Origin of the sequence: Oceanobacillus jordanicus (genome assembly GCF_022095695.1) — a bacterium.
Classification (GTDB): domain Bacteria; phylum Bacillota; class Bacilli; order Bacillales; family Amphibacillaceae; genus Oceanobacillus_B; species Oceanobacillus_B jordanicus.
In genome coordinates, this window is sequence record NZ_JAIFZM010000033.1 from 1 (window position 1) to 1,019 (window position 1,019).

The 1,019-nt window shown below is 52.1% G+C and carries 9 tRNA genes and 1 rRNA gene; all 10 read left to right on the plus strand.

Annotated features, from left to right (window positions below):
• Positions 1–65 precede the first annotated feature (65 nt).
• The 10 genes from rrf to K3T81_RS19365 all read left to right on the plus strand — a co-directional run bounded on the left by rrf (position 66) and on the right by K3T81_RS19365 (position 1,013).
• A 5S ribosomal RNA gene (gene rrf, locus K3T81_RS19320) occupies positions 66–181 on the plus strand.
• Positions 182–220: 39 nt separating this feature from the next.
• Positions 221–296, plus strand: a tRNA-Val gene (locus tag K3T81_RS19325).
• Positions 297–299: 3 nt separating this feature from the next.
• A tRNA-Thr gene (locus tag K3T81_RS19330) sits at positions 300–375 on the plus strand.
• 21 nt (positions 376–396) lie between these two features.
• Positions 397–472, plus strand: a tRNA-Lys gene (locus K3T81_RS19335).
• 13 nt (positions 473–485) lie between these two features.
• Positions 486–570: transfer RNA gene (locus K3T81_RS19340), tRNA-Leu, on the plus strand.
• 24 nt (positions 571–594) lie between these two features.
• Positions 595–669, plus strand: a tRNA-Gly gene (locus K3T81_RS19345).
• Between the two features lie 7 nt (positions 670–676).
• Positions 677–761: transfer RNA gene (locus K3T81_RS19350), tRNA-Leu, on the plus strand.
• Between the two features lie 6 nt (positions 762–767).
• A tRNA-Arg gene (locus K3T81_RS19355) sits at positions 768–844 on the plus strand.
• A gap of 6 nt (positions 845–850) precedes the next feature.
• Positions 851–927: transfer RNA gene (locus K3T81_RS19360), tRNA-Pro, on the plus strand.
• A 10-nt stretch (positions 928–937) separates the two neighbouring features.
• Positions 938–1,013: transfer RNA gene (locus K3T81_RS19365), tRNA-Ala, on the plus strand.
• Positions 1,014–1,019: the final 6 nt, after the last annotated feature.

Consider the following 1,019-nt stretch of genomic DNA (forward strand, 5'->3'; position numbering starts at 1 on the left):
AAAAAAACCCTTGCATTTTTTCGAGAAAATGCATATAATATACCTTGTCCTTGTTTTTAGGAAGGTCTGGTAGCAATAGCGGAGAGGTCACACCTGTTCTCATGCCGAACACAGAAGTTAAGTTCTCCAGCGCCGATGGTAGTTGGGGCTTTGCCCCTGCAAGAGTAGGACGCCGCCAGGCGAATTGAATATTATAATTTGCGCATTTTATATGTGCATTGGAGGATTAGCTCAGCTGGGAGAGCACCTGCCTTACAAGCAGGGGGTCGCAGGTTCGAGCCCTGCATCCTCCACCATTTGCCGGCCTAGCTCAACTGGTAGAGCAACTGACTTGTAATCAGTAGGTTGGGGGTTCAAGTCCTCTGGCCGGCACCACTATTCATTTCAAGTGTGTACGAGCCATTAGCTCAGTTGGTAGAGCATCTGACTTTTAATCAGAGGGTCGAAGGTTCGAATCCTTCATGGCTCACCACTCAAACACTTTTGCGGGTGTGGCGGAATTGGCAGACGCGCTAGATTTAGGATCTAGTGTCTTCGGACGTGGGGGTTCAAGTCCCTTCACCCGCACCATTACTTAATTCAAATATTTACGCTGCGGAAGTAGTTCAGTGGTAGAACACCACCTTGCCAAGGTGGGGGTCGCGGGTTCGAATCCCGTCTTCCGCTCCATGCCCAAGCCGGGGTGGCGGAATTGGCAGACGCACAGGACTTAAAATCCTGCGGTAGGTTCTACCGTGCCGGTTCGAGTCCGGCCCTCGGCACTATAAGCGCCCGTAGCTCAATTGGATAGAGCGTTTGACTACGGATCAAGAGGTTAGGGGTTCGACTCCTCTCGGGCGCGCCATTCTTTCGGGAAGTAGCTCAGCTTGGTAGAGCACATGGTTTGGGACCATGGGGTCGCAGGTTCAAATCCTGTCTTCCCGACCATTTAAATATTGGGGCCTTAGCTCAGCTGGGAGAGCGCCTGCCTTGCACGCAGGAGGTCAGCGGTTCGATCCCGCTAGGCTCCACCAATTAAT